This is a genomic window from Niallia circulans (assembly GCF_007273535.1).
Classification (GTDB): domain Bacteria; phylum Bacillota; class Bacilli; order Bacillales; family Cytobacillaceae; genus Niallia; species Niallia circulans_B.
This window is the reverse complement of the sequence record NZ_RIBP01000004.1, coordinates 3137712-3160590: the sequence shown is the minus strand read 5'-3', so window position 1 is coordinate 3160590 and position 22879 is coordinate 3137712. Positions and strand designations below refer to the sequence as shown.

Annotated in this window: 20 protein-coding genes; 10 read left to right on the top strand and 10 right to left on the bottom strand. The window is 38.1% G+C overall.

Annotation, left to right across the window (positions count from 1 at the left end; all coding sequences use genetic code 11):
- The first annotated feature begins 118 nt into the window (after positions 1–118).
- Both CEQ21_RS23550 and CEQ21_RS23545 read left to right on the top strand, forming a co-directional pair.
- Complete coding sequence (locus tag CEQ21_RS23550; RefSeq protein WP_185766639.1) at positions 119–3472, top strand: hypothetical protein; 3354 nt, start codon at positions 119–121, stop codon at positions 3470–3472.
- A 117-nt stretch (positions 3473–3589) separates the two neighbouring features.
- On the top strand, positions 3590–4294 hold the full coding sequence (locus CEQ21_RS23545) for a class I SAM-dependent methyltransferase (protein ID WP_185766638.1): 705 nt from the start codon (positions 3590–3592) through the stop codon (positions 4292–4294).
- Positions 4295–4324: 30 nt separating this feature from the next.
- Here the strand turns inward: CEQ21_RS23545 and CEQ21_RS23540 are convergent, their stop codons facing one another.
- Together CEQ21_RS23540 and CEQ21_RS23535 are read right to left on the bottom strand one after the other, a co-directional pair.
- Positions 4325–4915 carry a sortase gene (locus CEQ21_RS23540; RefSeq protein ID WP_185766637.1) on the bottom strand — a complete coding sequence of 197 codons (591 nt, stop codon included), beginning with the start codon at positions 4913–4915 and terminating at the stop codon, positions 4325–4327.
- Positions 4905–5867: a processed acidic surface protein gene (locus CEQ21_RS23535; protein ID WP_185766636.1), complete on the bottom strand. Its 963-nt coding sequence runs from the start codon at positions 5865–5867 to the stop codon at positions 4905–4907. The genes CEQ21_RS23540 and CEQ21_RS23535 overlap by 11 nt, the downstream gene beginning before the upstream one ends.
- 191 nt (positions 5868–6058) lie before the next feature.
- Here CEQ21_RS23535 and CEQ21_RS23530 point away from each other — a divergent pair, with 191 nt between their 5' ends.
- Positions 6059–6394, top strand: coding sequence for an antibiotic biosynthesis monooxygenase family protein (locus tag CEQ21_RS23530; RefSeq protein ID WP_185766635.1), 336 nt, complete (start codon positions 6059–6061; stop codon positions 6392–6394).
- A 48-nt stretch (positions 6395–6442) separates the two neighbouring features.
- Here CEQ21_RS23530 and CEQ21_RS23525 read toward each other — a convergent pair whose 3' ends face one another.
- The 3 genes from CEQ21_RS23525 to CEQ21_RS23515 form a co-directional block, all read right to left on the bottom strand.
- Positions 6443–7465, bottom strand: coding sequence for a potassium channel family protein (locus CEQ21_RS23525; RefSeq protein WP_185766634.1), 1023 nt, complete (start codon positions 7463–7465; stop codon positions 6443–6445).
- Positions 7466–7580: 115 nt separating this feature from the next.
- Positions 7581–9131 (bottom strand): ribosomal protection-like ABC-F family protein, encoded by a 1551-nt coding sequence (gene abc-f, locus CEQ21_RS23520; protein WP_185766633.1) that lies wholly within the window; start codon positions 9129–9131, stop codon positions 7581–7583.
- Between the two features lie 133 nt (positions 9132–9264).
- Complete coding sequence (locus CEQ21_RS23515; protein WP_185766632.1) at positions 9265–9810, bottom strand: pyridoxamine 5'-phosphate oxidase family protein; 546 nt, start codon at positions 9808–9810, stop codon at positions 9265–9267.
- Positions 9811–9918: 108 nt separating this feature from the next.
- Between CEQ21_RS23515 and CEQ21_RS23510 the strand changes: the two genes are divergently transcribed.
- Both CEQ21_RS23510 and CEQ21_RS23505 read left to right on the top strand, forming a co-directional pair.
- Positions 9919–11319, top strand: coding sequence for a MocR-like pyridoxine biosynthesis transcription factor PdxR (locus CEQ21_RS23510; protein ID WP_185766631.1), 1401 nt, complete (start codon positions 9919–9921; stop codon positions 11317–11319).
- Positions 11320–11334: 15 nt separating this feature from the next.
- Positions 11335–11886: a hypothetical protein gene (locus tag CEQ21_RS23505; RefSeq protein WP_185766630.1), complete on the top strand. Its 552-nt coding sequence runs from the start codon at positions 11335–11337 to the stop codon at positions 11884–11886.
- 4 nt (positions 11887–11890) lie between these two features.
- On the opposite strand, the gene CEQ21_RS23500 is transcribed toward CEQ21_RS23505, so the two are convergent.
- Positions 11891–12196, bottom strand: a complete 306-nt coding sequence (locus CEQ21_RS23500) for an Hsp20/alpha crystallin family protein (protein WP_185766629.1) — start codon at positions 12194–12196, stop codon at positions 11891–11893.
- Positions 12197–12323: 127 nt separating this feature from the next.
- The gene (locus tag CEQ21_RS23495; protein WP_185767395.1) at positions 12324–12470 is read right to left on the bottom strand and encodes a small acid-soluble spore protein P; all 147 of its coding nucleotides are present in this window, start codon (positions 12468–12470) and stop codon (positions 12324–12326) included.
- A gap of 171 nt (positions 12471–12641) precedes the next feature.
- Between CEQ21_RS23495 and CEQ21_RS23490 the strand changes: the two genes are divergently transcribed.
- The 3 genes from CEQ21_RS23490 (at position 12642) to CEQ21_RS23480 (ending at position 16501) form a co-directional block, all read left to right on the top strand.
- A complete protein-coding gene (locus tag CEQ21_RS23490; protein WP_185766628.1) occupies positions 12642–12902 on the top strand; it encodes a hypothetical protein in 261 nt (86 codons plus the stop codon).
- Between the two features lie 364 nt (positions 12903–13266).
- Positions 13267–15972, top strand: a complete 2706-nt coding sequence (gene acnA, locus CEQ21_RS23485; RefSeq protein ID WP_185766627.1) for an aconitate hydratase AcnA — start codon at positions 13267–13269, stop codon at positions 15970–15972.
- Between the two features lie 139 nt (positions 15973–16111).
- Positions 16112–16501 (top strand): rhodanese-like domain-containing protein, encoded by a 390-nt coding sequence (locus CEQ21_RS23480; RefSeq protein ID WP_185766626.1) that lies wholly within the window; start codon positions 16112–16114, stop codon positions 16499–16501.
- 55 nt (positions 16502–16556) lie between these two features.
- Here CEQ21_RS23480 and CEQ21_RS23475 read toward each other — a convergent pair whose 3' ends face one another.
- The 3 genes from CEQ21_RS23475 to CEQ21_RS23465 form a co-directional block, all read right to left on the bottom strand.
- Positions 16557–17534 (bottom strand): D-2-hydroxyacid dehydrogenase, encoded by a 978-nt coding sequence (locus tag CEQ21_RS23475; protein WP_185766625.1) that lies wholly within the window; start codon positions 17532–17534, stop codon positions 16557–16559.
- Positions 17534–18751: an aminotransferase-like domain-containing protein gene (locus CEQ21_RS23470; protein WP_185766624.1), complete on the bottom strand. Its 1218-nt coding sequence runs from the start codon at positions 18749–18751 to the stop codon at positions 17534–17536. Before CEQ21_RS23470 ends, CEQ21_RS23475 begins: the two co-directional genes overlap by 1 nt.
- A 95-nt stretch (positions 18752–18846) precedes the next feature.
- Positions 18847–20028, bottom strand: a complete 1182-nt coding sequence (locus CEQ21_RS23465) for an MFS transporter (RefSeq protein ID WP_185766623.1) — start codon at positions 20026–20028, stop codon at positions 18847–18849.
- 304 nt (positions 20029–20332) lie between these two features.
- On the opposite strand from CEQ21_RS23465, the gene CEQ21_RS23460 reads away from it, so the two are divergent.
- Together CEQ21_RS23460 and CEQ21_RS23455 are read left to right on the top strand one after the other, a co-directional pair.
- On the top strand, positions 20333–21667 hold the full coding sequence (locus CEQ21_RS23460) for a glutamine synthetase family protein (protein ID WP_185766622.1): 1335 nt from the start codon (positions 20333–20335) through the stop codon (positions 21665–21667).
- A 230-nt stretch (positions 21668–21897) separates the two neighbouring features.
- Positions 21898–22827, top strand: a complete 930-nt coding sequence (locus CEQ21_RS23455; protein WP_185766621.1) for a manganese-dependent inorganic pyrophosphatase — start codon at positions 21898–21900, stop codon at positions 22825–22827.
- The last annotated feature ends 52 nt before the right edge of the window (positions 22828–22879 follow it).

Sequence of the window (22879 nt, the reverse complement as noted above, 5' to 3'; positions counted from 1 at the left end):
TGCTGGGCTATATATGCCGGCAGTTTTTTTATTACTTTTGTACATATTATTGAAATTTATTAATAAATAATGTAAAATTACACATTATGTACAATATTATCATAAGGGGTTATGGTGAATGACTGAAAATTCATTTTTGACAAAGCTGAAACTGCTTAAAGAGCAAGAATACATACGTTCTCAAACATATGATGAAGTTTTTTCCGGGTATAAGAGCTATGTCCATGATACAGAAGCAGCAGCTGTTTTACCGCAGAAAGAAGCAACACATCAAAAGCATATATTAAAACAAAAAGAAGTTCCTGAAAAGGAGCTAAAAATCAAAAAAGTCCGTAGCAAGGAAGAGATGCGTGAACGGAATATTTCTTACCTATTGTATCTTGGTGTTTTTTTGCTGTTGCTTGGTGGCCTGTTTGTCGCAACTAGCAATTGGAGCACAATGGCAGGCTGGATGAAGGCAGCAAGTATTTTCTTTGTCTCTATTTTGTTTTTTGGATTTGGCTTTATCGCAAAAAATGTTGTAAAAATAGAAAAAACAGCTTTCGCCTTTACTGTACTTGGCGGATTATTTCTGCCTATTGGGTTTGTTTCCGTCAGTTTCTTTCATTTAGCAGGGTTTTATTTGTCATATGAAGGGCAAGGGAGCTATCTGTTTGGGGCAATCGCGGGAACAGTTCTTGTGCTTGTATATCACCAATTGGCAAAAAGAATGGATTCAACTTTTTTCCGCGTATCAGCATTAACGGCGTTTTCGTCAACTGTTGCCTTTGTGGTATTAGCATTGTCCTTACCGCTTGATGTGTTCACATTAATAATGGTTATCTTTAATTTCTTGATTATTCTGTTTATGGCAAGATACAGAAAAGCCTGGTTAAGTGGTTATCTTCGTCTCCTGCCTGTTTATACGCTCGTACACATGGTTGTGACAACATTATTCATCAGCTTTTTCTATGAATCTTCACTATTTCAAGGCTGGAATTTCTTGTTGATGAGTGCTGTCTACTTCCTTTTCCTCCTTGAAACAAACAAGAAAAACGTTCATTTCTTGGTAACAGTGACTGCTAGTGCAGGAGTTTATCAGCTTTTCTCTTACGAATTTCTGTCTGACTGGATGCCGTTGGCCTTTGTTGCTTTTGCGGGTGTCTTTCTTTTCCTAGCCACAGTGAAAAAGGAAATGAACTTGAAGAAAACGTGGGAGCATACAAGTATCGCGATTGGTCTGGCAAGTCTTATTTACAGTGCTGTTTTTCGGCTAGAGTTTGTTTGGAGCGGTTCATATATTATCGCGATAACATTACTGCTGCTTGGAGCACAATTTGTATACTTAACAAAACATCTTCATACACGGATTATTCCGTATTTGCCTGCCGTATTATGGGGAGGAAGCATTTGGCAGCTTGCGTTAAAATGGAATCTGGTTACCGATCTTCACAGCTTATTAGTGGTCAGTTATAGTATTGCCTTTCTTTTATTGCTTGTGTTATGTCTATTTAATAAGGTTCCTATGCTGCAAGTGATAAAAAGAAGCTCAAGCGATGTTACGATTAGTATTATGGTTATATGTACGTATGGAAACGGGATGTTTTTCTTTGGCGGATGGGAAGTATGCTTTATGCTTTTCCTCCTTGGATTCACCTTATTATATATAAAGAGGAAAAACGTAGAAATAACAGGCTTTACACTATTAAATTTAATCATCCCGATTGTTTATAGTGTTGCGTTTATCGCATTGTTTTCAGCTATACAAAGTCTGCAAGAGTTAGGGTCTTTCGTTTCTGTTGCTTTAGCTAGTATTAGCATATTAGCATTAAGCAAATGGTATCAAAGAAAAGATGAAGGAATGGGAAAAAACGGGTTCTATATTAGTCAATTTATGTATATGGCGGCAGTACTGTTAACCGTGACAGCAACAGCTAGTAGTGATATGGCAAGAACAGCTGTCTATGCTGGCGGTATTTTTGTTTTTTACTTGTTATATAGATTACGACGAGATAAAGCAGTCCCATGGCTGATTACTGCAGTAACGTGTTTCTGCTATTTTTCCTTGATTGATTTGCTGTTTTCTTCTTCAGATTGGCTTTACGAGAAAAGTGCCCTTTATGGCTGGATTCTAGTGTTATTAGCTACAGTACTTATGAAAAATAAAGACTTTAAGCTGCCTTTAGCAGCATTTGGTCATACTTATTTATTACTGGCATTAGGAATGGATGTTGTAATTAACTATAATAACGCAATGATTCATTTTGTGTTCAGCTTTATTGCATATTCAGTGAGTGCTTACATGATAAAACAAAAATATGTGAAAATACTCATGCATTATGGAGCCTATCTGTCGTTTTTTATGATATTCGCATTCGAAAAGCATCTTGCCTTTGTTGGCGGTACTGAAGTATCTCAAGCATTTCTTTATACTAGTATTCTTATATTATGTCAGCGCTTGTACCAGAAACGGCGTAGCGAAAAATCATTACTGCTGTTTTTTATCCCGTTTAGTTTGCTAGGAATTGTTTCTTGGCTCGTATTAGCAGAATTCTCTTATTATGAATTTTTAATCAGTCTACTTTATTTGACTATTTACTTGCTGCTTATGTATTTGGACAAAAAACACTTTTTGGTTGCACCAGCAATGCTGCTGTTATTCTGCAGTACAGAAAGGCTTATGTATGCACAGGATTTTCTGCAAGCTGAGCGATTTTTCTTTTATGCGATACTTGGGGCTCTACTTATCCTGATAGGAATGTGCTTATACAGAAGACTAGTAACCTTTGAAAAAGACAGGTTAACTGCAGTAGATCTATATAGTACTAGTGGCTTCTTTGCATTTGTCTTTATGCTGTTCACAAACACAGATATATTATGGTTGAAGGCAGCGCCAGGTATTCTATTGGCTTTATCTATCTATTTACAAAAGGGGAGAGTGGCCAAGGAATCTAGTTGGATAGCTAAGATAGCCGCCATGTTCGTCCTTCTGCAGCCGTATTATACATTGCTTGATGAACTGCCAATTTCTATTTACTTCCGCATGGAACTGCTGTTATTGCCTTGGTTTATCTTGATATGGGTTTGTAAAAAACTAAAGTCTGACCATCTGCAGTTGATCATAAAAATAGAGTGGATCTTTCTGCTATTCTCAGCGGTATGCTTAATCATTGATGGGTTAAAAACATCTGACATAATGGATGCGATAATTCTTGGGAGCTTAGCATTACTATCCGTTATAGGAGGTTTTTATTTCCGGTATAAATCCTACTTCTTTATTGGGATAGGCGTTCTCCTTTTAAATGTCCTTTTGCAAACAAGACCATATTGGGGGAATATGCCTTGGTGGGCATACTTGCTCATTGCCGGCAGTGTTTTAATTGGTGCAGCCAGCTTTTATGAAATGCAAAAGCAAAAGGGAGGCAACAATGTCCTTTTGTTTATAAAGATGTGGAAAACGAAAATAGCTGCTGTTTTGGCAAAATGGAGTTAATACGCACGAAATGTTACGAACCATGCTTTTGCATGGTTTTTTTTGCAGTAGAAAAAGGATTGTAAACAATATACAAAGAATATACACAAAGATATGTATTGCATTAGGAGGGAAAAAATGAAAGCGAAAATACAAGCGGTATTTGATTCTTTATCAACTGTTTACGAAAACCAAGTTGATGACTCTAGCTTTTATAATACACAATACGAACGGCCAGGAATGATGGCTGAATTAGAGAAAGAATTATCTGCCAAGAAAATTCTTGATGCAGGCTGTGCAGCAGGCTGGTATGCAAATAAACTGCTTTTACGAGGGGCTGATGTTACCGCTATCGACATTAGTCCGCAAATGATTGCGGCAACAAAACGAAGAATTGGTGACAGAGGAAAGGCATTGTGCTTGGATTTAGAGAAACCACTGCCTTTTTGTGATTCTTCCTTTGATTTGATTATCAGCTCATTGACACTCCATTATTTACAAGATTGGACTATGGTGTTTGCAGAATTTAGCAGAGTTCTTAAAAGCGGCGGGGAGTTTTTGTTTTCTGTCCATCATCCATTCATGGATATCAAAATTTCAGAACACGCATGCTATTTTGAAACAGAAGCACTAACGGATATTTGGAATAAACAAGGCAAAGAATTTGAGGTTCCGATGTACCGGAGACCCCTTCAAGATATAATCAATGAAACAACAAAGGCTTTCACGTTAATATCAATAAAGGAGCTCCAGCCAACACCAAAACTAAAAGAGTTAAAAGCGGAGAGTTATCAGTATTTGATGAATAACCCACATTTTCTGCTTATTAAAGCAAAAAATTGATAACCTGCAAAAAAAGCAGGTTATCATAAGCTATCTGGCTGTAGACATGTCTTTTTGAATAAGATCAGCTGTCACGATAAAGCGTTCTGGTGCGTCACCAATAAAGTAAAATGGATAGCATGTCGTTAATGTTAAAACAGGTCTGCTTTTTGGTGTTACTATATTTTCAGCTGAGGCAGATACCACCTCTGTTTTACGAATCTTATAGGTGAATGTTCCACTACTTGTTTGCAGGATAATCCGATCATTTTTGGCTACATCCTTTAGAAACCGAAAATACGTGTCCCGATGCCCTGATATTACCGTATTATTGCTTTCACCAGGGTATGCACTGCCTGAAAAGTGGCCAGCACCCTTTGCTAAAGTAGAGGAGTCTGTTCCTTCAAATATCGTTACTTCTTTGTTTTGCTTAGGTGCAATCAGGATGCCGAACACATCACCTTCTTGTGGCGACGTGCTTTTGGCAGAGTTAGAAATAACCTCTTTTGGATCATAGGCAGACACAGAGTTAAGCGGTCTGTTTGCATGCAGCAAATTGACTGAATTAGAAATAACAAAGGCCATGCCAACCACAATTAAGGTATAAGCACATACAGACAAGGTGACAGATCTACTTTTCATAAAGCTTTTTGCTCTTATTCCGTAACAGCATGATGCAGCCTGTTAATATGCATAAATATCCTGCAAATAAAAATAAAGGGACAAAAGATGCAGTGTTCGGAAGCTGTGAATCATAAAGTGTTGTTAAGTTTCCGCTTAGTTCAGCCAAATTTACGACTTTGTCTGCTGCGGCTACGGCAAATCCGCTCGTTAGTTTTTCCGGAGAGATAACGGTATCTACAAGCAAAGCATCGTTGCTGTCGTAAATCTCTAACGCTACCGTGTCATATTGTGGCGCTTGCATAAATTCATCGAGTGCAATTTCATTTCTATTGCCATTATCGTCCACAGCATAAAAAACAGGGGTTAATTCAAGCTGTTTGCTGACATTTTTCCAAATTGACAATAAGTTTTCCTTACTAGCATTAGTGAGTTGCTCTTCCTGATCCATCGTAGCGAAAGCTTGTAGTTTTTCTTTCCAGCCAGAAATATTATTGGCAAGAGCTTGTTTGTCGAGCTTTTTAAAATGCTGATATAAACTAGCCGTTTCGTCTTCTGTCATTCCAACATTCAGCAAAAATGCCTCTAAATTTTGCATTTGCTCTTCATGATTTTGATAAAAGTCAATTGCTACATCTAAATCCTCTATGAACCAATAATCTTGAACAGTTTCATTGAAACCAGTCAGCAAAATGTCCAATTCTTCTTGTGTCATATTATAGTTTTTCAGCAATTTATTTAAATTATCAGGTGTGATGGGTGTGCCCAGATAATCCTTCAAACTTTCGATTGAATCAAAATGCTCTAAAGAAAGCTCTTTATCGCTTAAATAGTTTTCCAAATCATCAGTAGTCCATCCAAGCGATTTGGCAAGCTGGCTGACCTCCTCATTTGTTGGTGCAGCGAATGCACCAACCGGATTCATGAGTAATAACAAGCAGGCAAGTGTAAAAAGAGTTATACCTCTTATCATAGCAAAGACCTCCAATAAATCTAATTATTGGTATTATTTGCTGTCATTGAAAAAACATACAGTATTTCCAAAAAAAAGCGAGCGTAATGAAAAATACGGGAAGTAGAGACGGCAGATGGGTTATTAATTGACAATGATAATCTTTATCAATAGAATAAAAATATATTAAAAGATGGATTGGAGAGAGATATATGTTTGTAATCACGCGAACTATGATTGTGAAAGAAGGAACTTCTGATCTTGTTGTTAATAAGTTCAGCCAAGGTGGCATTGTGGAGGAGCAGGAAGGCTTTGTTGATGTCAGTGTTTATGTGAAGAAAGTCCGCCGTGGTGATGAGGAAGTATTACTTATTTTTAGATGGGAATCTGAAGAGGCTTGGAAGAATTGGGAGAAGAGTCCTGCCCATATTGAGGGACACCGAAAAAATATTGGCAAGCCAAAGCCAGATCATATTATCTCTGTTAAGGTCGATAAGTATGAATTAAAAGCAGTTAAAAAAGGAAAACAGCATACAGAAACAAATTAACGAAGAGGGCAAAGGATATGTAGTATAAAGCAGCCCTCTTTAAATGGCTTATTTAAAATTTGCTTTCGTCGTTCCACTGCAAACAATTGTCAATGTCGCATCAATCGGGAGAGGCTCTTTTGCTTTTGTTGCGACATCTAAATCATCATTAACGGCAATGAGTGTTGCGCCTAATGAGAATACGCCCACTGCAGCATCTTTATATGTTTTCCATTCTTCTTTGGCGATAATTTGATGCCAGTCTGAACCTCTGTCATTTGAGAGCAAATCATTTAATAAAGTGGCACTGCCAGAATGCAAGCATTCTCTAGCAATCAAAAGTCCAACCGACTCATAAGAATAAACGAATCTTTCGACATTTGCATGCTTAAAACGCGGCTTGTGGGAAGCCTTGCGAATTTCAACTGTTGTATGCATATTAACCGAATATTCATTGGACAGGTCTTCAACACCTAATGCAATCAAAGCTGTTGTTCCGTCTGCCGCTAAATCATTTTCTATTGCTTCATCTGAAAAAATAAAAACACGCTCTGCAACTGGTAAGTTTGCTTTTAACAATGTTTCGTCCTCTGCTGGATTTCCATTAATAAAAAACACATAATCTTCATTGTAAGGGTTCTTATCAAGCTTGCTGTCTATCAGCACGATTGGCATTTTCAAATTTGAGCTTTTTACCTCCTTAATGGCAATGGCTGTTTTCTTGCCGTATCCTATAAAAATTACATGACCATCTTTTTTATAGTCCAATTTTCCTTCCTCCTTCAGCCTTTTATAGTCAGAAAGCATTTGCTGAATTTTTCCAATAAACACAGTAAGGGTCATGATTCCATACACAAAAAAGACCATCGCGAATATACGACCGGATATGGAGGTAGGGTAATAGTCTCCATAACCAACTGTTGTGGAAGTGACCAATGTAAACCATAAGCTGTCGAAATAGCTTGGAAAGGTTGCGGGCTCCAAAAGGCGAAAAAACCATGCAGCACTTAAGATTACTCCAAAGGTAATAAGTAGAATTGCCGTAAAGCTAAAGTTAATGATGACTTTCCAAATTCGTCCAAAGAAAAACAAGTTGCACCTCCTTGCCGCATTTTTAGGCAAAAAAAACTATCATATAATGAATATTCTTATGAATGGAATTTTATCCATCATAAAATAATTCATCATTGATAGTTTTTATCAAACATTAGTTATTTTGGTTAGACCATTCTTCTACATTCCAAACCTTTGTTACCCAATCTTCATAAAAGTCAGGTTCATGGCAAACGAGAACAACGGTACCTTTATAAGCTTTTAGTGCTCTTTTCAATTCTTCCTTAGCCGTAATATCTAAGTGGTTTGTTGGCTCATCGAATAGCAGCCAGTTGCTTTCTTCCATTAATAGCTTGCATAAGCGGACTTTCGCTTGTTCGCCACCGCTCAACTGGTTAAGAGGTCGTGAAATATGCTCGTTTTTCAACCCGCATCTTGCAAGTGCAGCACGAACTTGGTGCTGATCCATGCTTGGGAAAGAGTTCCAAACATCTTCAATAGGAGTTAAATTGCCTGCTTTTACTTCCTGTTCGAAATAGGAAGGATACAAGAAATCTCCACGCTCGATTTTTCCACTAAGTGGATTGATTTTGCCAAGCATTGTTTTAAGCAATGTTGATTTACCAACACCGTTACAGCCGACTACCGCAATCTTTTCACCACGTTCAATCGTAACGGACATCTTCGGTAACAGCGGGTCTGCGTAACCAATTTCAAAGTCTGTTCCTTCAAAAACATAACGGCTGCTGCCGCGAGATTCTTTGAACTCAAATGTCGGCTTTAAAGCAGTTTCCGGTCTGTCAATGCGCTCAAGACGATCCAATTGCTTTTGACGGCTTTTTGCTCGTCCGGTTGTAGAGTATCTCGCTTTGTTTTTAGAAATGAAATCCTCTTGTTTTTTAATGAAATCCTTTTGTTTTTCATATGCGTTCAAATGCTGATTTTTGTTGATTTCCGCAAGCTCAAGGAATTTATCATAGCTTGCTGTATATCTTGTCAGCTTCGAAAATTCAAGATGGAAGATAACATTTGATACTTGGTTCATGAACTCAGTATCATGGGAAATCAAAATAAAGGCATATGGATATTCCTTTAAGTAAGAGGAAAGCCATCTAATATGCTCCACATCCAGATAGTTTGTCGGCTCATCCAGCAATAGAACTTGCGGCTGTTCTAGCAATAGCTTTGCAAGCAGAACCTTTGTTCTTTGCCCACCGCTCAATGCTGATACGTCACGGTCAAGTCCAATGGCGTCAAGACCTAAACCGCGGGCTGCTTCTTCAATTTTTATATCAAGTGTATAAAAACCGCCAGCATCCAGCTTATCCTGGATTACACCCATTTCATCCAGTAATTCTTCCAGCTCTTCTGGTGTAGCGTCACCCATTTTAGCTGTTACTTCATTTAGCTTTTCTTCTTCTTTAAATAGAGGAAGGAAAGCATCCTTTAATGCATCGCGGATTGTTTTTCCTGGTGTAAGCACTGTATGCTGATCCAAGTAACCGTAATGAACAGAAGGAATCCACTCGACTCTGCCGGCATCATGAATTAATTGTCCTGTAATAATATTCATTAATGTTGATTTACCAACACCGTTAGCCCCAACTAGACCGACATGGTCCTCTGCAAGTAAACGGAAGGAGACATCTTTAAATAAAGTTCTATCTCCAAATGTATGACTTAAATTTTCCACATTTAATAACATAAGTTTATTTCCTCACTTCACTATAAAGTACATGTATGAGACAAATCGCCAATGAATGGCAGTATCCATCTCTTCATAATACTAAAATAATGAACAGAAAACTAGACTAGTTCCTTCATTTCTATTATTTTCATTATAAATCCAATGAAATCGTCCTGCCCGCTGTGAATCGCGCCTTTTCATTTAGCGGGTTTTCTTTAGCCGTTAATGTAGAAGGAGACAGCTTATAAATGGCTGTTTTGCTGCCAAGTGATGAGCGGTATTTTTCTAAATGAGCCGAGGCAAGCGGTTTGTCATAATAGCCTGGCACATATTTATTCAGCAATGCTTGCATGCTATTTCTTGCTTCCTCTTTATCTGTCACTTTTTCGATATGACCGAATGCCATTATGCTCCAATAGGCAGTGTCTGTTTTTGCAGGAACTGGATCGCTCATCGTGCCAAGCTCTTCGCAAATAGTGAAGCAGCCAGCAGCATTTGATTCGATGATTCTTATCTTTCTTCCTTCATCTGCACCGTGAAAGTAAATCGACTTGTTATGCCATACATAATTAAGTGGAACCACGTAAGGCTCCATTCCGTCACTAAGTCCAAGATAGCCAGTTCTGCATACGCTCAAGCAGTCGTTTATTTGTTCTTCATCTGTCCATGCCAGTTTTTTCTGTCTTATTTGCTCCATGTGTCTCATTCTCCTTTTTCTTTATGTTAGAATCATTGTAAAAAAACATAGTCATATTAAAAAGTGCCAGATTATGAAAAAAATACTGGTACAGATAGGAGAGCGAGGATGGTTTCCTGCTTTATTGAAAAAGATAGTAAAACACCTATTTATAAACAGCTTTACGAGTTCTACAGAAATGAAATGCACAGTGGCAATTTGAAGGAAGGAACAAAGCTTCCCTCTGTCAGAGCATTGTCTGTTTCATTAGGAATCAGTAAAAACACCGTTAATGAGGCATACCAGCAGCTTGTGGCAGAAGGGTATATTGAAAGCAGATTAAAAAAAGGATATTGGGTTGTCCCAAACCTTGAATTTCTGCCCGTTTCAAATAATAGAATGCTGCAGCATGCAGAAAAGGTACATACTGTTCCAGTAGAAATGCAATTTGATTTTCAATATGGAGATGTTGATTTAGAGCATTTTCCGATGAAAATATGGAAAAAATGCCTGCAAGACAGTTTAGAAATTGCTGGTAAGGAAGTTTTGCTGTATGGAAATAAACAAGGCAGCGTATTTCTAAGACAACAAATTGCCACCTATTTGTACCGGTCACGAGGAATTAAATGCAATTATGAGGATATTGTTATTTCAGCTGGAACAAATCAGCTTATTAGGAAAATTGTTTCGCTTTTTTCTGATCAAAAAGTCACGGTTGCGATGGAAAATCCCGGTTATGATGGAGTGAAACAAACATTCATTAGTGCTGGCTGCGATGTTAGGCACATTCCGGTTTCAGTTGAATTCGGTTATGATGTTCAAGCATTAAAGGCGAGTGGCTGTAAGACTGCTTATATCACTCCATCACATCAGTTTCCCCTTGGTACCATTATGCCAGCAGCAACTAGGCTGCAAGTTTTAAAATGGGCAGAACAAACAGAAAGCTATATTATTGAAGATGACTATGACAGTGAATTTCGCTATGAAGGGGCACCAATAGCCAGTCTTAAAGGGCTGGACCGCCATGACAGAGTCATTTATGCAGGCACCTTTTCCAAGTCATTTTTACCTTCCATTCGCATCAGTTATATGGTTTTGCCCAAAGCATTATCTGACAAGCTTTCACACCAATCTCTTGATTCACAAAATGCCTCGCCTATTTTGCAGCACGCATTAGCGTTATTTATGGAGAGAGACCATTTTGATCGGCATTTGCGGAAAATGAAAAAAATTTATAAAGAAAAATACGAAGCACTCAATTTCGCCTTACAAAAACATATGGGGAATAAAATTGAGATTATCGGTGGAAAAGCGGGCCTTCATCTTCTCATAAATGTGTACGACAGGAGTCATGCTCAATTGATTGAGAATGCTTGGAATCATTCAATTGGTGTCTATTCCACAGCGAGCTACTACACACAACAGACAGCAAGTCATTGTCCAATTATTTTAGGTTTTGGAGGATTGTCTGTTGAGGAAATCAAAGAAGGGATAGATAGTCTTGCGACACTTTGGTTTGGAGATTGTTAGAAAGGAGGGAGGAGGATGACGGGAATTTATTTAGCTGCATTATTATGCCTTGCTTTCATACTAAGTCTATTTTTGCTTGCTTATTATACAGAAAAAAAATCACGAAACAGTAAATGGATTGAGCTGTATTTACGTTTAAGAAAACATCATCCTTATTACGGCTATATTTTAGCTTTAACCAGGAAAAATGATAAAGCTGTTATCAGCAATTATCGTAGACTTGTTAAGCGTCCTCCGTATCGAAGGCTATATCCTGAGCTGACTATCCTATTTTGTTTTTACTTTGACAGCACAAACGGAGTGGAAGGGGAAATAGAAAAAATCCCCTGTGATAAGAACAAAAGATTTTTTAGGCAATGGTTAAAATTAAACCGTAAAAAGGAATCGTTAGTCAAAGAAGATGTTTGTTCCATTGATATCTTGTGGATGCAGGAAGTGCTCTATGCCCTTGCTGATAAACAAAAGGGTAATAATAATCAGGAGCTTTATCATTGGCAAAAAGGACTCGATCAAGCAAAAGGCATCATTTATTATACGCTGGAAAAAGTGATGGAACAAAAAGGTTAAACAGTTAGTTTTTATTGATTTTTATTTCAAGAAGACCTTTTGAAAAAACAGAGCTTATTTTGTTATCTTCAATAATTGTTGGGAAGTAAACAGTTCTCGTTTTAACATTATTTTCTAAGTCTGTTGCTGAGATTGTTAAATAATTTTCTTTAACATCAAGTAAAATTGATTCCATTGTTGCAAACGGCAGCAAGCCTTCAACCAAATAGTAGGTATCTGCTTCATACACATCAACTTGAAATTCAGTTTTGTCTAAATAATTAACAAGTGAGCCAAATTCAGACAACCACTCAGAATAATCATTATTCATTATATGTCACGCCTTTTTTGAACCAATGTATTCTTAGATGCTTATATATGTGCACAAAAAAAGTATCAGGCTGATGAACAACTGATTTCATCAGCCTGAGAAGGATTCTTATAGTAAATCGTTGGAATTAAAGGTCATGACCGCTGTTATGCTTTTGTCTTGTATGGTTGCGGTTTTTAACTTTTTTACTGCCGCTAAGAGGCTCTGGCTGACCGCCATGATGGCCTTTAGGGGAGTTTTTGCGCATGTCTTTGCTGTCGTTTTTATTCATTATTCTCATCTCCTTTGCATTTGAAAAGCAGTTTGCCCTTCATTGATTAGAATGAGAGAAATATCAGTTGTTTATACCGAATATTTTTCTACGAGCTTGAGCAATTTAATTGTAGGGTTTCTTTCCTGCTGACAACAACGAATAATGATGTGAAAATAGATAGGAGGAAATACAGTGTTTTATCAAAGTAATAAACAAGAAGCATTTCAAGCTGCGCAAAATAATATGACTGAAACTCAGTCTTTATATGAAAGTATCGTGAAGGACTCAGCAAGCTATGGCCATCAGTTAAAGCATTTGAAGCAAGAGATTAATGAGACATATCAACAAATTGAAAATGCGTTAGAAGTTGCTTCAGAGCATCAGCGTCAACAACTTGAAACTTTTCAAAGTGATTTGAAAAATATTGTCAATGAAGTTAATGAGCTTTCATAATTGAAAAAAATGCCATCCTTCCTAATTAGGAAGGATGTTTTGGGTTATATCACTATTTATTTTCTGGAAGGAGCGATACTGACTCGTGCATTAGGGCTTTGCATTCCATGGAGAGAGCTCAGAGCAATGCTAGTAACTAGGTTTATATCAAATGATAATGTCCATATTTCTTACGTGAGGGAGTGTTTAAATTAAATGGGTCATAAGTAGTGCTTATTATAAATGATAACTTTCTTATTATTTACTTATCAAAGTTAGTGTATTAAAATGAATGAGGATGTAAATGACAAAAAAGATAGAAAGTACGAAATATTCGACTATTTTTCTATTTTTGGTATATGATTACATGGAGGGGGTAATACATATGGCAAAAGATACTTACAATGCACGTAAATCATTCGAGGTTGATGGGAAGCGTTATCATTACTATCAATTGGAAGCATTGGAAAAAGCGGGAATCGGTAATGTTACAAAATTGCCGTACTCTATTAAAGTTCTATTGGAATCTGTATTAAGACAAATGGATGGTTTCGTCATTAAAGACGAGCATGTGGAAAACCTAGCAAAATGGGGAACAGATGAATTGCAAGAGATTGATGTACCATTTAAGCCTTCAAGGGTTATCCTTCAGGATTTCACTGGAGTTCCTGCTGTTGTTGACTTAGCTTCATTAAGAAAAGCTATGGCTGATCTTGGTGGAGATCCAAGCAAAATTAACCCGGAAAAACCTGTTGACCTTGTTATTGACCATAGTGTACAGGTTGACAAATATGGTACGCCTGATGCGTTGACAGCAAATATGGATCTTGAATTTGAACGCAACGCGGAGCGCTACCAATTTTTGAGCTGGGCTCAAAAAGCTTTTGACAATTATCGTGCCGTACCACCTGCAACAGGTATCGTACACCAAGTAAATTTAGAATATTTAGCAAATGTTGTGCAAGTAGTAGAAAATAAAGAGGGCGAATTAGAAGCATTCCCAGATACACTTGTCGGAACTGACTCACATACGACGATGATTAACGGTATCGGCGTACTTGGTTGGGGTGTTGGCGGTATTGAGGCAGAGGCTGGTATGCTTGGACAACCATCTTACTTCCCTGTGCCTGAAGTAGTTGGAGTTAAGCTTATTGGTGATATGCCAAACGGTTCAACAGCAACGGACCTTGCTTTAAAGGTAACGCAAGTGCTAAGAGGCGAAGGGGTTGTTGGAAAATTCGTTGAATTCTTCGGACCTGGTATTTCCCAATTGCCGCTTGCTGACCGTGCGACAATTGCAAACATGGCGCCAGAGTATGGGGCAACTTGCGGATTCTTCCCAGTTGATGAAGAATCATTGTCTTATATGAGATTGACTGGCAGACCAGAAGAGCAAATCAAAGTAGTAGAAGAATACTCTAAACGCAATGGATTGTTCTTTGATCCAAGTTTTGAACCAGTTTATACAAAGGTAATTGAAATTAACCTTTCTGATATTGAAGCAAACCTGTCAGGACCAAAACGTCCTCAAGACTTGATTCCATTATCACAGCTGCAAAAAGCATTTGTTGATTCTGTCACTGCACCAGAAGGAAATCAAGGCTTCGGCTTGAAAAAAGATGAATTTGATAAATCAGTAGATATTAAGTTTGCTAACGGTGATTCCACAACGATGAAAACAGGAGCTGTTGCTATCGCTGCAATCACTAGCTGTACAAACACATCTAATCCTTATGTGCTTGTTGGAGCAGGTCTTGTTGCTAAAAAAGCAGTTGAGCTTGGTATGGAAGTACCAAAGTTTGTAAAAACTTCTTTGGCTCCAGGTTCAAAGGTAGTTACTGGTTATTTGAGAGATTCAGGCTTATTGCCGTATTTAGAGCAAATTGGCTTTAACCTAGTTGGTTATGGCTGTACGACTTGTATCGGTAACTCTGGTCCGTTAAGAGATGAAATCGAAATGGCTGTCGCAGATTCTGATTTACTTGTTACTAGCGTACTTTCTGGTAACCGTAACTTTGAAGGCCGTATTCATCCGCTTGTGAAAGCAAACTACTTGGCATCACCGCCATTAGTTGTTGCTTATGCACTTGCTGGAACAGTTGATATTGATTTACAAAATGAAGCAATTGGTAAGGATAAGGATGGAAACGATGTTTTCTTCAAGGATATTTGGCCATCAACAGAAGAGGTTAATGAACTTGTTAATAAAACAGTAACTCCTGAATTGTTCAAGAAAGAGTATGAGCGTGTGTTTGATGACAATGAGCGCTGGAATGAGATTCAAACAAGCAGCGATTCCTTGTATACATTTGATGAAACAAGCACATATATTCAAAACCCACCTTTCTTTGAAGGACTTAAACCGGATCCGGAAAAAGTACTTCCAATTAAAGGGTTAAGAATTGTTGGTAAGTTTGGCGATTCTGTTACAACAGACCATATTTCTCCAGCTGGGGCTATCGGCGTTAACACTCCTGCAGGGAAATACTTAAAAGCAAATGGAGTAGAACCTCGTGATTTCAACTCTTACGGTTCTCGTCGTGGTAACCATGAGGTAATGATGAGAGGAACATTTGCCAATATCCGTATCCGTAACCAGATCGCTCCTGGGACAGAGGGTGGATTCACAACGTATTGGCCATCAGGTGAGGTGACATCTATTTATGATGCATGTATGCAGTATAAAGAAGATGGCACAGGATTAATGGTTCTTGCTGGCAAAGACTATGGGATGGGATCTTCCCGTGACTGGGCTGCAAAAGGTACGAATCTGCTTGGAATTAAAACAGTTCTTGCAGAGAGCTTTGAGCGTATCCATCGCTCCAATCTTGTGTTAATGGGAGTTCTGCCATTGCAGTTTAAAGCTGGAGATACTGCTGAGTCACTTGGTTTGACTGGTACAGAGACGTTCAATGTGTATGTTGATGAAACAGTTAAGCCTCGTGATTTCATTGAAGTTACTGCAACAGATGAGGATGGCAACAAAAAGACTTTCGATGTCCTTGTTCGCTTTGACTCTGAAGTTGAAATTGACTACTACCGTCATGGCGGTATCTTGCCAATGGTGCTTAGAGATAAGTTGAAAAACTAATATAAAATTAAGAGACTTCCTATCATATTGCCGGTAGGAAGTCTCTTTTTTGTTTTGGAAAATGATCATTCTATTAGGTAAATAAGGAAAAGTTTGCTACTATAGATATGTAGGAAATTAAACTATAGGAGTGATTTAAATGGCATTGACATTCGGAAAGCTATTAGAAGAAGCACGCAGTAACGTTAAAGGTATCTCATCAGTTGAAGCAAAAAAACAAATCGAAGAAAAACCTAATACATATGTAATTGATGTACAAGATGCTACAGATGCAGGTGCTTGTGGCTTAATCCCAAGCAGTGTTAACATTTCTCTTGGCATGCTGCCAATACGCGCTGATTTGGAGCTTCCAGAGGAGCTTCGCAACGCAGAATTAGCTGACCGTAATCGACCTGTATTAGTAACATGTGGTCTTGGTGGGCAAGCTGCATTAGGCGCATATTTACTTAAACAAATGGGCTTCACTGATGTTGCATTCATTGAAGGCGGAACAACTGCTTGGAAACAAGAAGGCTTTGAAACAGTATAATTAGGCAAGTAAAGAGGAAGGCATAAATTTATGCCTTCCTTTTTTTTGCTTTCTATTAATAGCCTAGTTCTTTATTTACGACATTAAGAAGCTCGGTGCCTTCTTTAAATCTTGTCAGGTTTTCTATAAATATCTCCATATAACGCTCCATGCTTTTAGGAGAATAATAGGCATTGTGCGGGGAGATAATAACATTTTCAAGCTTCCAAAAAGGATGAGCGCTTGGTAATGGCTCTATATCAAATACATCAAGGGCAGCGCCTTTTATTTGCTGCTTTGATAATGACTGCAGTAGGTCCTCTTCTACAATTGTATTTCCTCTCCCAATATTAATTAAAAAGGAAGAGTCTTTCAGCAACCGCAATTTATGTTTATCAATAAAATGATATGTTTCCTTTGTAGATGGCAATGCTAAAATAAGAAAATCAGCATTTTGTATTACTTCGTCTATCCTCTCAAGCCCGACAACTTGATCTGCTGGATCATCGTCAAGGGTGTTAGCAGGTCGTTTGCGGCAGCCGACTACATTCATGCCAAGTGCTTTGCATCTCTTCGCAATTTCTTTGCCAATTTCCCCGTAGCCGACAATTCCTACATTAGAACCTTCTAAATCTTTAATCTCCGTATTGCTCCAAATCTTTTTGTGCTGATTTCGAAGCATTGTCGGAAGTCCTCGCGAAAAAGCAGAAATCATCGCAATTGTATGTTCAGCAATAGGGATAGAAGTACAGCCTTTTGTATTTGTTATTATTATATCACTATTGATTGTCTCTTTGTGAAGAAGTGCATCAAGTCCGACACTCATTGATTGTACCCATTGAAGATTTGGTGCATATGGCTGTATTGTTAATGGATCAATTAGTCCCAATGTTAAGACAATATTGCATTCGCTTAAATCATGTGTTATTTGAGGTTCTTCCTCGCCAAATGTCCATGGTTCAAAAAGAACGGTTGCCCCTAGTGCTTTTATTTTGTTAAGATACTTTTCCGGAATATTGTACCTAACATAAATAACCGGCTTTTTACCAGCCATTAGTTAGCTTCCTCCATTGGTAAACTGCGAAGGTGTTGGTAATAAATTTCAGCAAGACGCTTAATTGCTTCTTTAATTTTTTCCTCATTACAGTAGGTGAAACATAGTCTCATTGTATTATAGCCTTCTTCCTCGAGGAAGAAATGACGGCCATCTAAATAAGAGACGCCTGCAGTCATCGCATCATCGACAAAGGCACTAGTGTTAACTCCTTGTGGAAATTTTACCCAGAGGAAGAAACCGCCTTCTGGTGAAACAAAGCTAACTTCGTCACCGAAATGCTCCTTAATTGCCTCCACCATCGCTTCTTTTCTTGTTTTGTACATCGTGCTCAAATTGTTAATATGTGACTCGATATCCAATTGCTCTAACACATTATAGGCTACTTCCTGCACATAGACGCTTGTTAGTCCATCTGTCTTAAGAATACGCATTTTATTAATAATTTCACTTAAGCCAATTGCCCATCCAAGCCTGATTCCTGGTGCAATCACTTTTGAAAAGGTACTTAAATAAATAACTCTGTCTGGACCGAAGGAATGGATGGAAGGTAAGTATTTGCCATCAAAGGAAAGCTCCACATATGCATCATCTTCAAGGATGATGAAATTATATTCATAGGCAAGCTCAGCCAGTTTTTTTCTGCGATCAACAGAGAGATTAACTCCGCCAGGATTATGGTAGTTAGGCATAATATACAGAATTTTTGGCAATGGCTTTTGTTGCAGCTTTGCCTCGATAAGTGCCTTTTCTACATGCTCGACAATAATGCCGTTTTCATCAATTGGAAAGGAGCGTAAATTTACTTGTGCTAAATTAAATGTTCGGATAGCACCAAAGAAACAAGGTGCTTCAATCCAAATGTCGTCACCTGGGTCTGTTAGTGTTCGGGCAACTAAGTCAATGGCCTGCATGCTTCCAGAAGTTACGATAATTTGATCTTGCTTTGCATATACATCCCGCAGCTCCGAACGCTTCAAAATCCAATTAACAATATTACTAATCCCAGTTCCACCAGTATAGGACATTGCGCCTGATCCTTGTGTTTTCATTGCATGTTCTGTTGCTGTAACCATTGTCTCAAGAGGAAAAGACTCTGGAGCAGGAAAGCCGTAGGAGAGGGGGATAACATGATCAAGTGATCCGGCAAAGGAAGAACCGATAATCTGCATGTCTGGAAATCTTTTGCTGAAGGAAATATTTTTCATAGAATTCATAATGTTAGCACCATCCTAATGTTTAATAGTTTGTATATTTTAAAAATTAACACTATTCTAAAAATTAATCTAGCTATTTGCTATAAAAAATATCTTTATTTGGTTATAGTTCTGTAATCCATGTGCTGTTCTGTAAAAGATTTGGAAATAGAAAAATAGAAAAATAAACAGATACAGAGAACAAAAGCCATTAAAAATGGACCGAAATGAGCCAGTGAGTAGAGTAGTCCTGCTATAAGTGGTCCGACACCTCGACCAAGACTATCCATTGCTGCATGAAGACCCATTACTGTTCCTTGACCAATCGTGTTTTGTCTAGCAAGCATGCTGATTAATGTTGGTCTAGTAAATGCACTGCCGATTCCTATCAAGATGCATCCTACAAATACAACAATCAAATGAAACGAAAAAGCTATACAGGCAAAACCAAGCGCTTGAATAATCAATCCATAAGAGGCGGTCGCTTTCTCAGAGAGGTGCTTGCATATAAAGCTAAACAAGACGAGCTGTACGAATACGGCAGCACCGGATTGAATACTGAAGGCAGCACCAGTTATAAATGGAGTTGCTAAAAAGCGCTCGATTAACAAAAAACCTAGCATCGAGAACAGACTAGATGCAGCAACTGCCATGCCTAATGTGAGGAAGAATAATTGCTTGTAGTCTTTTTCAAACAAAAACCTTATTGACTGAAGAAGATTAACCTCATGCTGTTTTGCCGTTCTTTTGTGCTGACCCTCGTTTATAAATTTCCACGCGAAGGGAATGGCCAACAGGCTTAAAAGCCCTGAAAGAAAAAATGGTGCAGTCAAGCCGAAGGGGGAAAGGAGTGATCCAGCAAGTGGTCCACATAAAAAGCCCAAGCCACTTGCTGCTCCCATTTTTGCAATTGCGTCACTTCTGTTTTTCTTGTTAATGTGGTTAGTAACAAGTGCCATTGCAGCAGGCTGCATGCCAGAAGAAAGAATTGCGCCAATTATTCTGATTAATAAAAGGGAAAGATAGGAGTTTGCTGCCATTAATAATAAGAAGGCGGCTCCAAATCCGCCAAGACCAATAAGCAGGACAGGCTTTTTCCCGATTCTATCAGCGAGCATCCCCCAAAATGGAACACTAAAAAACTGTGCCAATGCCCAACCGGTGATAAGTGTCCCCATCTGAAAAGAGCTTAAATCTAAGCTTGCGGCAAGAAAAGGCAAAGCCGGTAGGACGACACCATAACCAGTCATCGAAAGAAAAGTGATAAAGTACAGCAAATAAAGAGATTTTTTTGTCAAACGGTTACCTCTTTCCATTTAGACATTCATATATATGTGCAACTATATGCGATTTATTTCGAATATGGAAATATTAAAATGGGATGAAAACAAGAGTATGATGAAGAGAAAACAATAAAAGTAGTTATTTTTAGTGAATTTTCGAATTTTTGTAAAAACTAACACATACACAAATTTTTGGTAATGTAAACGCTATCTTTAAAATATTTAAAAAATTTTAAAAAAAGATATTGTATAACTATAAATAATTTCTTATAATGAATTCAAGTTAGATATTAGAACATTGATTGTGAGGTAAATTGACATGGCTGAAATTACATTAGAACAGATTCAAAGTATCATTAAAGAAAAAAACGTTGAATTATTGCATATGCAATTTGTCGATATTGAAGGAATTTTGAAAAATATCACAATTACAGCAGCTCAATTAGATGATGCAGTAGAAGGGAAAATCATGATTGATGGTTCTTCCATTAAAGGATTTTCACCTATTAATAAATCAGATTCTTACTTAGCCCCAGATTTAAACACATTTGTTGTGTTGCCTTGGACAGAAGAAGAAGGATACTCAGAAGCACGTTTCCTTTGCTCTGTAACTAATCCTGATGGCACATTATTTGAAGGCGACACACGTAATGTTCTTAAGAAAACAGTTGCACGTGCTGCAGAACATGGCTATACAATTTCTGTAGGACCTGAGTTGGAATTCTTCTTGTTTGAAACAGATGCACAAGGGTATCCGACAACAGTTTTAGGTGATAGAGGCGGTTACTTTGAGCCATCTCCGAAAGACTTAGGTGAAAAGGTTCGCGTTGAAATTTTCAAAACGTTAAGAGCAATGGGCTTCACAATTGAAGCGTTGCATCATGAAGTGGCAGAAGGCCAGCATGAAATTAACTTTAAATATGCAGATGCTCTTGGTGCGGCTGACCTTGCAACAACCTACAAATGGGTTGTTAAAACAATCGCAGCACAATACGGTTTGCATGCAACATTCATGCCGAAACCAGTATTTGGCATCAACGGCTCTGGAATGCATGTTAACATGTCATTCTTCAAAGATGGCGAAAACATTTTCTACAATGAGTCTGATGAATTACAGCTTTCAAGCGAAGCATACTCTTTCATCGCAGGTATCCTTGATAATGTGAAGAGCTTTGTTGCGGTAACAAACCCCCTAGTAAACTCTTACAAGCGTCTAGTACCTGGCTATGAAGCTCCAGTATATCTTGCTTGGTCTGCTTCTAACCGTTCTGCATTAATTCGTATCCCTGCGAAAAAAGGCATGGCTACTCGCGTAGAATTACGTTGTCCAGATCCAGCGTCTAACCCATATTTAACATTTGCAGTTATCGCTTCTGCTGGTTTGGATGGAGTAGAAAAAGGATTAAAAGCTCCAGCACCTGTTAATGAAGATATCTTCCACATGACAGATGCACGCCGCGATGAACTTGGCATCGAAAGCTTGCCAGGCGGTCTAGAAGCAGCTGTTGCTGAACTAGAAGCAGGTGAAATCGGGCTTAAAACACTTGGCGAGCACGTATTCTATGAATATGTTGCAGCAAAAAAAGCAGAGTGGGATAACTACCGTACACAAATTCATGCTTGGGAAATTGAAAATTACCAATTTAAATTCTAATATAATAGTTTTATAGATGGAGAGGGCTGATGTCCTCTCTTTTTTGATGTGCTAGCTAGTAGAAACATCCGCTTGCCCCAACACAAAAATACAATTCCGATAAAATAAGAGGGAGATTTTGACTAACGATTCTTTATTTTTGCTTGCGATATGATACAATAAATACATTGATAAGCGGCGCAACTTTGTTTATCTATTTCAATAATTTCAGTTACAAGGAGAATTAAAGAATGGGAAAAGTTTTAGTTTTTGGTCATAAAAATCCAGATACAGATACGATTTGTTCTGCTATCGCATATGCAGAATTGAAAAAGGCTTTAGGAGTTGAAGCAGAAGCTGTTCGTCTTGGTGACATCAATGGCGAAACACAATTTGCGTTGGATACTTTCAAAGCAGAAGCTCCAAGATACATACAAAAGGCATCAGAAGAAACAGATTCAGTTATTCTTGTTGACCACAATGAATTCCAGCAAAGTGTGGAAGACATTAAAGAGGTTTCTATCCTTGAAGTTATCGACCACCACCGTATTGCAAATTTTGAAACTAGCGATCCTCTATATTACCGTGCTGAGCCAGTTGGCTGTACAGCAACGATTCTTAACAAGCTTTATAAAGAGAACAATGTAGAGATTAAAAAGGAAATTGCTGGTTTGATGGTATCTGCTATCGTTTCCGATTCCTTATTGTTCAAATCTCCAACTTGCACAGAGCAGGATGTTAAAGCAGCTCAAGAGCTTGCAGAAATTGCTGGAATTAACCTTGAGCAATACGGCTTGGATATGCTGAAAGCTGGCGCTGATTTAAGCGATAAAACAGTGGAGCAATTAATTAGCCTTGATGCGAAGGAATTCCCAATGGGATCATATAAGTGTGAGATTGCGCAAGTTAACGCTGTTGACACAAATGATGTCCTAGCTAAACAAGCGGAAATAGAAGCAGCATTAAACAAAGTGATTGCTGACAAAGAGCTTGATTTATTCTTGCTTGTTGTAACAGATATTTTGAATAATGATTCAGTTGCTCTTGCACTTGGTAATAAAGTTGACGCTGTTGAACAAGCGTTTGGAGTTAAACTAGAAAACAACACTGCATTGTTAAAAGGTGTTGTTTCACGTAAAAAACAAATCGTACCAGTCTTGACAGAAGTATTATCTAAATAAGAAATGAAGGCTTTTCTGCCCAATATTCATCCACATGAATGAACATTGGCAG

Excerpts from the sequence above, each read along its gene's own strand:
- CEQ21_RS23550 (WP_185766639.1), top strand. The coding sequence starts at position 119 with ATGACTGAAAATTCATTTTTGACAAAGCTGAAACTGCTTAAAGAGCAA.
- CEQ21_RS23545 (WP_185766638.1), top strand. The coding sequence starts at position 3,590 with ATGAAAGCGAAAATACAAGCGGTATTTGATTCTTTATCAACTGTTTAC.
- CEQ21_RS23540 (WP_185766637.1), bottom strand. The coding sequence starts at position 4,915 with ATGAAAAGTAGATCTGTCACCTTGTCTGTATGTGCTTATACCTTAATT.
- CEQ21_RS23535 (WP_185766636.1), bottom strand. The coding sequence starts at position 5,867 with ATGATAAGAGGTATAACTCTTTTTACACTTGCCTGCTTGTTATTACTC.
- CEQ21_RS23530 (WP_185766635.1), top strand. The coding sequence starts at position 6,059 with ATGTTTGTAATCACGCGAACTATGATTGTGAAAGAAGGAACTTCTGAT.
- abc-f (WP_185766633.1), bottom strand. The coding sequence starts at position 9,131 with ATGTTATTAAATGTGGAAAATTTAAGTCATACATTTGGAGATAGAACT.
- CEQ21_RS23515 (WP_185766632.1), bottom strand. The coding sequence starts at position 9,810 with ATGGAGCAAATAAGACAGAAAAAACTGGCATGGACAGATGAAGAACAA.
- CEQ21_RS23510 (WP_185766631.1), top strand. The coding sequence starts at position 9,919 with ATGGTTTCCTGCTTTATTGAAAAAGATAGTAAAACACCTATTTATAAA.
- CEQ21_RS23505 (WP_185766630.1), top strand. The coding sequence starts at position 11,335 with ATGACGGGAATTTATTTAGCTGCATTATTATGCCTTGCTTTCATACTA.
- CEQ21_RS23500 (WP_185766629.1), bottom strand. The coding sequence starts at position 12,196 with ATGAATAATGATTATTCTGAGTGGTTGTCTGAATTTGGCTCACTTGTT.
- acnA (WP_185766627.1), top strand. The coding sequence starts at position 13,267 with ATGGCAAAAGATACTTACAATGCACGTAAATCATTCGAGGTTGATGGG.
- CEQ21_RS23480 (WP_185766626.1), top strand. The coding sequence starts at position 16,112 with ATGGCATTGACATTCGGAAAGCTATTAGAAGAAGCACGCAGTAACGTT.
- CEQ21_RS23475 (WP_185766625.1), bottom strand. The coding sequence starts at position 17,534 with ATGGCTGGTAAAAAGCCGGTTATTTATGTTAGGTACAATATTCCGGAA.
- CEQ21_RS23470 (WP_185766624.1), bottom strand. The coding sequence starts at position 18,751 with ATGAATTCTATGAAAAATATTTCCTTCAGCAAAAGATTTCCAGACATG.
- CEQ21_RS23460 (WP_185766622.1), top strand. The coding sequence starts at position 20,333 with ATGGCTGAAATTACATTAGAACAGATTCAAAGTATCATTAAAGAAAAA.
- CEQ21_RS23455 (WP_185766621.1), top strand. The coding sequence starts at position 21,898 with ATGGGAAAAGTTTTAGTTTTTGGTCATAAAAATCCAGATACAGATACG.